The following is a 9102-nucleotide window of genomic DNA, read 5'->3' as shown; positions in this document are numbered from 1 at the left end:
CCCCCCGCGGTCCGCGGCCCGTTACCCGCCGCCCGTCGCCCGTCGCCCGTCGCCCGTCGCCCGTCGCCTGCAAAGTGCTTCAACAAGGCAGGCTGGACCCAACACACATCAAGCGCCGGACCACAAAGAAAATGGGCCGCCCGGTTGCCCCGGACGGCCCTTCCCTCTCCTATGGCAGAAGCGGGGTGTTTAGCTGGACGTCGACAGGTTCACCGCAGCGTACTTGCCGCGACGATCGACCTCGAGCTCGAACGACAGGCGGTCGCCCTCGTTGAGGCTCGTCATGCCGGCGCGCTCGACGGCCGAGATGTGGACGAACGCGTCGGGCTGTCCGTCGTCGCGCTGGATGAAGCCGAAGCCCTTCATGGCGTTGAAGAACTTGACCGTGCCGGTCGCCTTTTCGCCGGTCAGCTGACGCTGCGTGCCACCGGCACCGCCGGCGCCGCCGGCACGCGAGCCACGATCGCCGCCGCCGAAGCCGCCGTCACGCGGCGGTGCGCGGTCGGTCACTTCCATCGGCTCGCCATCGATCTTCAGCTCGGTTGCCGAGATACGGCCGCCGCGATCGACCAGGGTGAAGCCGAGCGGCTGACCCTCGGCCAGGCCCGTCAGGCCGGCCTGCTCCACCGCGGAGATGTGAACGAACACGTCCTCGCCGCCATCATCGCGCACGACGAAGCCGAAGCCCTTCTGCGCGTTGAAGAACTTGACCACGCCGGTGCCTTCGCCGACGACCTGCGGGGGCATCCGGTTGCCGCCGCCGAAGCCGCCACCACCACCGCCGCCGCGGAAGCCGCCGCCGCCGCCGAAGCCGCCACCGCCGCCACCACGGAAGCCGCCGCCGCCGCCGAAGCCACCACGATCACCGCCGCCGAAGCCGCCGCCGCCGAAACCGCCGCCACCAAAGCCGCCACCGCCGAAGTCGCCGCCACCACCGAAGTCGCCGCCGCCGAAATCATCGCGCTTGTCGCGCCCGCGTCCGCCACGATTGCCGCGGCCACCTTTGTCGTAACCCATAAACCCTGTTCGTCTTCCCGCTCCGCCCGCAAATCGGTTCAAGACCCACGCGATGGACGGCCGGCGCAGGACTTCGTGACGCGAAAGCTGATGCGCCACGAGACTCGTCATAGCGCATCGGCGCGTGCACCGCGAACGGATTCGTCGCCAAAAGCAAGTATTACGCGCCGATCATTGCGTAACTGTCGCGTTGAAAGCACAGCTTGTCGCCAAAACAGCGCAAGGTCGCCCGATCTCCGACGGTTGTTGAGCCTTGCCCGCCGGCAGGCTACGGCATGCCAATGGCCGTTCATTTCCATGAAGAAGATCTGCCGGGTGACGTGTTCGCGCCCGGCGCCCCGCTTGCCGTCGACACCGAGACAATGGGGCTCATCACGCCGCGCGACCGGCTCTGCCTGCTGCAAATCTCCGACGGGTTGGGCGATGAGCATCTCGTGCGCTTCAACCCCGGGTCTGACTATGCGGCCCCCAATCTGCGCGCCGCGCTTGCCGATCCGGCCCGGCTGAAGCTCTATCACTTCGGCCGCTTCGATATCGCTGCGATCCGCCATTACATGGGGATCGTCGCAGCGCCGGTCTATTGCACCAAGATCGCGTCGCGCCTGGTGCGCACCTATACCGATCGCCACGGGCTGAAGGAGCTGGTGCGCGAGTTGCTCGGCCAGGAAATCTCCAAGCAGCAGCAATCCTCCGATTGGGGCGGGCCGGAACTGAGCGAGGCGCAGCGCGAATATGCCGCTTCCGACGTCCGCTATCTCCACCGCTTGCGCGAGGAGCTCGACCGCCGCCTCGCCCGCGAAGGCCGCACCGCCCTCGCGCAGGCATGCTTCGACTTCCTGCCGCATCGCGCGGAACTCGATCTTGCCGGCTGGCCGGAAGCCGACATCTTCGCGCATGTCTGACATCGCCGTCCGGGAACGCAGCAAGCGTCAGCGCTGGGCCGCCCCGGGCAGCCGGCATGACCGGCTGGTTGGGCTTGCCCACTGGCTGCTGCCGGTGCTGATCGGCGTCCTTGCCGCGTTCCTGGTGATGGCACCGCTGACCACCGGCGGTGACGTGTCCTTCGTGCTCGACAAGAACAAGGTCGAGGTCGCCAAGGAGCGGCTGAAGATCCAGAGCGCGCAATATCGCGGCTCGGACGCCAAGGGCCAGCCGTTCACCCTCAATGCCGGCTCCGCGGTGCAGAAAAGCTCGGCCGAGCCGGTGGTCGAGATTGACGAGCTCGCCGCACAGATCCGCCTGCAGGACGGCCCCGCCACGCTTACCGCCCCCACCGGGCGTTACGACATGGAAAGCGAGAAGGTGAAGGTCGACGGCCCGATCGCCTTCCGTGGCCCCAACAACTACACGCTCGACACGCAGGATGCGACGGTGGACCTGAAGAGCCGCACGCTGCAATCAAGCGGCTCCGTCACCGGCACCGTTTCGCAGGGCAGGTTCAGCGCCAACCGCCTCGATGCCGATCTTGAGGCGCGAACCGTCACTTTACGCGGCAATGCCCGCTTGCGCGTGAACCCGCGAGGGGCGAGATAGCGCGCCATGAAACGTGCGGTCCTCCTCACCCTCCTGCTCGCTTCCGGCGCGGCGGCGCAGACGCGCCACAACACGAACGCGCCGATCGACTTCGGCGCCGACACGATCGAGCTGCAGGATCGCGCCAATCGGGCTGTTCTGTCGGGCAATGTCGCGGTGCGCCAGGCGGAAATGTCGCTCAACGCGGCGCGCATGACGGTGAATTATACAGGCCAGGTGGTCGGCGGGAATCCGCAGGTCTCCCGGCTCGATGCCGCGGGCGGTGTGGTCGTGCGCCGACCCGATCAGACGGCACGCAGCCAATATGCGGTGTATGATCTCAATCGCCGAGTCATCACCATGGTCGGCGCGGTGACGCTGACGCAGGGCGGGAACACCGTCAACGGCGGGCGGCTGACAATCAACCTCGATACCGGCCGGGCAGTGATCGACGGCTCGTCGGTGCGTGGCGGCGGAACCGCCGCACCGGGGGGCACGACCACCACGCCGTCGGGCCGCGTGACCGGCACTTTCTCGGTGCCCAAACGCAACTGATCGCATCGGGGGTTCCCCTCGGGCCGCTCCTCATGCATGATTCCTGCCAATCGATGCGCATCGCCGCGTCGATTGCAATGACCTGCGAGGCAGAAGCGAGCGATGGACGACGTCACGACCCTTGATCAGGTGGAGCCGGTGCACGAAGCGCCGGTTTCGGACGGGCTTCAGGTCGTCTCGATCGCCAAGTCCTACGACAAGCGAGTCGTGCTGAGCGACGTGTCGGTGTCGGTCGGTCGCGGCGAGGTGGTCGGCCTTCTCGGCCCGAACGGCGCGGGCAAGACGACCTGCTTCTATTCGGTGATGGGTCTGGTGAAGCCGGACGCCGGCCGCATCATGCTGGATGGCGAAGACATCACCGGTCTGCCGATGTACCGTCGCGCGATCCTCGGTCTCGGCTATCTGCCGCAGGAAACCTCGATCTTCCGCGGGCTGACGATCGAAAAGAACATCCTCACCGTGCTCGAACTCGCAGAACCCGATGCGGTGGCGCGGCAGCGCAAGCTCGATACGCTGCTCGATGAATTCGGCCTCACCCGCCTGCGCGACGCCCCCGCCATGGCGCTGTCGGGCGGCGAGCGTCGCCGGGCGGAGATCGCCCGCGCGCTGGCCGCCGACCCGACGATCATCCTGCTCGACGAGCCGTTCGCCGGCATTGACCCGCTGTCGATCGCCGATATCCGCGGGCTCGTGAAGGATCTGAAGCGTCGTGGCATCGGCGTGCTGATCACTGATCACAACGTCCGCGAGACGCTCGACATCGTCGATCGCGGCTACATCATCTATGACGGGCGCGTCCTGTTCACCGGGGCGCCGGCGGACTTGGTGGCCGATCCCAACGTGCGCCGGCTGTACCTCGGCGAAGAGTTTTCGCTCTAAACACATGCCTGTCTCGCTCGCCTCGACTCTGGCGAAAGCTAGCCACCTGGCCTCCCGTCATTTCGGCGTCGTGCGGGGACTCACTGCTCCACACCCTCCGACCGTCAGGTCTGCCGCGGTGCGGATGCCGGGACCAGGCTGGCATGACGAAGATGTGAACCGCAGGGCATGAGCCTCGCCCCACGCCTCGATCTGCGCCAGTCGCAATCGCTGGTAATGACGCCGCAACTGCAGCAGGCGATCAAGCTGCTCGCGCTGTCCAACCTCGAGGTCGAAGGCGTCATCGCCGAGGAGATCGAGAAGAACCCGCTGCTCGAAGCCGCCGCTCTCCCCGACGATGGTCCCGTCGCCGAGCGTGAGCCGGACGCCGTCCGCGACGAGCCCGCGACCGCCGACGAACTCGTGATGAACGGCGAGGCAGCAGGCGAGTCGCTGGACGTCGACATCGCCGCCGAACGCTTCGATGACGGCCCCAGCGACCGCGCGGCGGGCGATGGCCTGGGGCTGACCGGTACGACGAGCGGCTCGGGCGAGGATGCACCGGATCTCGATGCCTTCGCGGCCAGCGATCTCTCGCTCGCCGATCACTTGCTCGAACAGGCCGGCCAAGCCCTATCGGGCGCGGACCTGTTCGTCGCGCAGCACCTGATCGACCTGATCGACGAGGCTGGCTACCTCACCACCAGCCTGCTCGACGTGGCGAACCGGCTCGGCGTGGCGCTGGCGCAGGTTGAGCGCGTGCTCGCCATCATCCAGACCTTCGATCCCACCGGCGTAGGCGCACGCGATCTTGCGGAATGCATTGCATTGCAGGCGAAGGAGGCGGATCGCTACGATCCCTGCATGGCGCAGCTGATCGACAACCTCGATCTGGTCGCGCGGGGCGACCTCAACAGGCTGAAGCGCATCTGCCAGGTCGATGACGAGGACATGGCGGACATGATCCGCGAGTTGCGCGGCTATGATCCCAAGCCCGGTCTGCGCTTCGGCGGCGAACCGATGCAGGCGGTCTCACCGGACCTTCACGTGCGCCGCTCGCGCGGCGGCTGGGTGGTGGAGCTCGACCAGTCCTCGCTGCCCCGCGTGCTGGTCAACCGGCGGTATCATGCGGAGCTCGCCACCGGCTCGCAGGACAAGGCGAGCAAGGCATGGCTGGGGGACATGCTGGCCAGCGCCAACTGGCTGGTGAAAGCGCTCGATCAGCGTCAGAGAACGATCATCCGCGTCGCAACCGAGATCGTGCGCCAGCAGGAAGCGTTCTTCCTCCACGGCGTGTCGCACCTCCGCCCGCTGACGCTGCGCCAGGTCGCCGATGCGATCGAGATGCACGAATCAACCGTCAGCCGGGTGACCTCGAACAAATATCTCAGCTGCGCCCGCGGGCTGTTCGAGCTGAAATACTTCTTTACCTCCGCGATCCAGGCGGCAGACGGCGGCGATGCGGTGTCCGCCGAAGCAGTGAAGAGCGCCATCAAGGGCCTCATCGCCAACGAAGGCGCCAAGGTGCTGAGCGATGACACCATTGTGGAACTGCTCAACGCCAAGGGCTTCGACATCGCGCGTCGCACCGTGGCGAAATACCGCGAGGCAATGGGGATCGGCAGCTCGGTGCAACGCAGGCGCCAACGGGCGCTGGGCGGAGGTTAAGGGAGCGGAGCATCCCCGCTATCACCCTGTCATCCCGGCCTCGCGCCGGGATCCAAGGCTCCGCGAACACTGGCGCGCATGAATCGAGCAACCCTCACCCCATCCGTCATGCCGGCCTTGTGCCGGCTTCCAGGGTTCCGCACATTCAACGACGGATAAGCTCGCGGGTGGCTGGATGCCGGCACAAGGCCGGCATGACGGGGATTGCTTGCGTTCTGGCCCACCAACGTCACCGCCCACGGCACCTTGGGTTCCGGGCCAAGCCCGAGATGACGAGCCTCAGCCCACCAGCGCCCGCGGCACCATCACCTTCATATCCAGCAACTGCTGCGCCTTGCCCTTCGCCAGCGGATCGAGCCGCAAGCTTGCGAACTGCCCGCCACCCAGCGACTGGATGCAGTGCAGGTTGATCGCGTTCATCCCCGGCAGCTCATATCGCCGCACCTCTGGGTGTGACGCGCCTTCGAACTCATGCGCAAAGAACGCCTTCACCGCTTCCTCCGTCAGCCCCGCGCGGATCCACGGCAGGTATTCCGGCCGCCGCGCGATCACACCGACGTTGAACGCATCGCCCTTGTCGCCCGATCGTGCCCAGGCAAGCTCGATCAGCTCCACCTCGACCAGATCGTCGCCGTCTGCCGCATCCTCCACCACCGGCCGCTCGATCATGGCCGGCTCGAACGGCATCGCCGGCGCAGGATTAGCCACCGCGATCGTCTCGCTGCCGAGCGACACCCGTGCCGCCGCCGACCCGCCATCGACCAGCAGCGAGAACACCTGCGCCACGGGCGAAATCGTCGGGCGCGCGCCGAACCAGCCGGTCGAGCCGACGCTCATCGAAGTGGTCGGCGAATCGAACTCGCGCATCAGCAGGCCGAGTGCCTCCGCATCATCATGCTCCGCACCGATCCGTGCGATCACCTCGCGCGCGCCGGCCAGCGCCGGGTTCGCCTGCGCCCCATAGCTCGCCTCCGTCCCCAGCAGCTCGACCCGTGTATCGCGCAGCGGCGGCAGGTTGCGCCCGCGCAGCATCTCGCCGACGCGAGTCAGCACCGCCTGCGCCTGCGCTGCAGCCTTCTTTGCCGCGTCACGCCCGACAACGGGCATGATGCCGATGAAGCGGTGGCCGTTCTCATAGGTAACGCAGGTCTTGAGCTTGCCGGTCGGCGGATACCCCTTGGCGTTTGATACGCGCACGCGCCCCTCGCCTTCCGCCGCGACGCTCAGCTGCGAGAAATCGCACACCACGTCGGGCAGCGCATAAGCCTGCGGATCGCCGACCTCGTAGAGGATCTGCTCGGCCACGGCCGCTGGCGAGACCAGCCCGCCCGTGCCTTCCGGCTTGGTGACTACGAAGTCGCCGTCAGCGTGGCATTCGATCACGGGATAGCCGATGTGCGCCCAGTCAGGCACATCCTCCCAGTCGGTGAACAGCCCGCCGGTCGCCTGCGCCCCGCACTCGATCACATGCCCGGCGAGCGAGCCGGCCGACAGCCGATCATGATCGTCCGGGCCCCAGCCAAACTCGTGCATCAACGGCCCCAGGGTCAGCGCGCTGTCGACGACGCGGCCGGTGATGACCACCTCCGCCCCGGCCGCCAGCGCCGCCGCGATCGGCCCGCCACCGAGATAGGCGTTGGCGGTCCAAACCTTCTTCGGGTCGGGGAATGGCGCGCCGGAAAACATCTCGGTCGTCCCCGCCGCGGCAAGATCGGGTACGCGGTCGATCAGGTCGTCGCCGCTGACGATCGCGATCTTGAAGGAAATACCCGCTTCTGCCGCGATTTCCTCCATTCGCGCCCGGCAGGACTCCGGATTGACTCCACCCGCATTGGTGACGACGCGAACGCCCTGCGCCTTGAACTCGCGCAGATTGTCCTTCCACACCCATTCGGTGAAGTCGCGCGCATAGCCCTGGTCAGGCCGCGCCTGCTTGAGCTGACCGAGCGGCGCCATGGTCGCCTCGGCGAGGTAATCAAGGATCATGTAATCGAGCTTGCCGCCCGCCAGCAGCTGCGGCGCGGCGACAGAACTGTCGCCCAAAAACCCACCCGCGCCGCCGATGCGCACGATCTTGGCCATTCGCCCTCTCCCGATGTTTGCGAGAGGGGTAGCAACTTCACGTGACCTTGTCCCCCTCCCGTAAGAGGGAGGGGGATGTAGCGGTCAATCCGCGAACGGATCGCGGACCAGGATCGTGTCCTCGCGCTCGGGGCTGGTCGATACCAGCGCCACCGGACATTGGATAAGCTCCTCGATCCGCCGGATATATTTGATCGCCTGCGCCGGCAGGTCCGCCCAGCTACGGGCCCCGGCCGTGGTTTCGGACCAGCCCGGCATCGTCTCGTACACCGGCTCGACCGCCGCCTGATCCGCCGCATGCGACGGGAAATAATCCAGCGTCTCGCCCCGCAAGCGGTAGCCCGTGCAGATCGCGATCTCCTCGAACCCGTCGAGCACGTCGAGCTTGGTCAGCGCGATTCCGGTAATCCCGCTCACTGCCGCCGATTTGCGCACCAGCACCGCGTCGAACCAGCCGCAGCGCCGCTTGCGCCCCGTCACCGTGCCGAATTCGCGCCCGCGCGTGCCGAGCCGCTCGCCGGTTTCGTCCTCCAGCTCGGTCGGGAATGGCCCCGATCCGACCCGCGTCGTATAAGCTTTTGCAATCCCCAGCACGAACCCGACCGCCGCCGGTCCCATCCCCGATCCGCCAGCCGCCGTGCCGGCGATGGTGTTTGACGAGGTGACGAACGGATAGGTGCCATGGTCGATGTCGAGCAGCACGCCCTGCGCCCCCTCGAACAGGATGCGCCGCCCGCGGCTGCGCGCCTCGTTGAGGTCCCGCCACACCGGCTTGGAGAAGGACAGCACGAAGTCGGCGATCTCGCCAAGCTCCGCGAGCAGCCGCGCGCGATCGATCGGCGGCTCGCCGAACCCCGCCCGCAAGGCATCGTGGTGCGCGGTCAGCCGATCGAGCTGCGGCTCCAGCTGATCGAGATGCGCCAGGTCGCACACCCGGATCGCGCGGCGGCCGACCTTGTCCTCATAAGCCGGGCCGATGCCACGCCGCGTGGTGCCGATCTTGCCCGCGCCGCTGGCATCCTCGCGCAGCCCGTCAAGATCGCGATGGAACGGCAGGATCAGCGCGCACGTATCGGCGATCCGCAGCGTGTCGGGGGTAATCGTGATCCCCTGCCCGGCCAGCTTGTTCACCTCGTCACGCAGCGCCCAGGGATCGAGCACCACGCCATTGCCGATCACCGACGGCGTGCCGCGCACGATGCCCGACGGCAGTAGCGACAGCTTGTACACATTCTCGCCGACAACCAGCGTATGGCCGGCATTGTGCCCGCCCTGGAAGCGCACCACCATGTCGGCGCGCTCGGCCAGCCAGTCGACGATCTTGCCCTTGCCCTCGTCGCCCCACTGGGCGCCGATCACCGCTACGTTCGCCATGAATACAGAACCTCCCCTGCCGGAATAACTCCGCGG

8 protein-coding genes are annotated in these 9102 nt (G+C 67.2%); 5 read left to right on the top strand and 3 right to left on the bottom strand.

Annotation, left to right across the window (positions count from 1 at the left end):
- Positions 1 to 189: 189 nt before the first annotated feature.
- The gene (locus SPHI_RS15425; protein WP_076744555.1) at positions 190 to 1017 is read right to left on the bottom strand and encodes a cold-shock protein; all 828 of its coding nucleotides are present in this window, start codon (positions 1015 to 1017) and stop codon (positions 190 to 192) included.
- A 281-nt stretch (positions 1018 to 1298) separates the two neighbouring features.
- Between SPHI_RS15425 and SPHI_RS08835 the strand changes: the two genes are divergently transcribed.
- From SPHI_RS08835 to rpoN, 5 genes are all read left to right on the top strand, one after another.
- Positions 1299 to 1919, top strand: a complete 621-nt coding sequence (locus tag SPHI_RS08835; protein ID WP_076744554.1) for a ribonuclease D — start codon at positions 1299 to 1301, stop codon at positions 1917 to 1919.
- Positions 1912 to 2550 (top strand): LPS export ABC transporter periplasmic protein LptC, encoded by a 639-nt coding sequence (lptC, locus tag SPHI_RS08830; protein WP_076744553.1) that lies wholly within the window; start codon positions 1912 to 1914, stop codon positions 2548 to 2550. Before SPHI_RS08835 ends, lptC begins: the two co-directional genes overlap by 8 nt.
- A gap of 6 nt (positions 2551 to 2556) precedes the next feature.
- Complete coding sequence (locus SPHI_RS08825; protein ID WP_076744552.1) at positions 2557 to 3084, top strand: LptA/OstA family protein; 528 nt, start codon at positions 2557 to 2559, stop codon at positions 3082 to 3084.
- A 102-nt stretch (positions 3085 to 3186) separates the two neighbouring features.
- A complete protein-coding gene (gene lptB / locus SPHI_RS08820; protein WP_076744551.1) occupies positions 3187 to 3963 on the top strand; it encodes an LPS export ABC transporter ATP-binding protein in 777 nt (258 codons plus the stop codon).
- Between the two features lie 168 nt (positions 3964 to 4131).
- Positions 4132 to 5610 (top strand): RNA polymerase factor sigma-54, encoded by a 1479-nt coding sequence (gene rpoN / locus SPHI_RS08815; protein WP_076744550.1) that lies wholly within the window; start codon positions 4132 to 4134, stop codon positions 5608 to 5610.
- A gap of 279 nt (positions 5611 to 5889) precedes the next feature.
- On the opposite strand, the gene SPHI_RS08810 is transcribed toward rpoN, so the two are convergent.
- Both SPHI_RS08810 and SPHI_RS08805 read right to left on the bottom strand, forming a co-directional pair.
- On the bottom strand, positions 5890 to 7692 hold the full coding sequence (locus tag SPHI_RS08810) for an acyclic terpene utilization AtuA family protein (RefSeq protein ID WP_076744549.1): 1803 nt from the start codon (positions 7690 to 7692) through the stop codon (positions 5890 to 5892).
- 84 nt (positions 7693 to 7776) lie between these two features.
- On the bottom strand, positions 7777 to 9066 hold the full coding sequence (locus SPHI_RS08805) for an adenylosuccinate synthase (protein WP_076744548.1): 1290 nt from the start codon (positions 9064 to 9066) through the stop codon (positions 7777 to 7779).
- Between the last annotated feature and the right edge of the window lie 36 nt (positions 9067 to 9102).

Source organism: Sphingomonas jeddahensis (genome assembly GCF_001981525.1).
Lineage (GTDB): Bacteria > Pseudomonadota > Alphaproteobacteria > Sphingomonadales > Sphingomonadaceae > Sphingomonas > Sphingomonas jeddahensis.
This window is presented reverse-complemented; position numbering and strand designations above follow the sequence as displayed.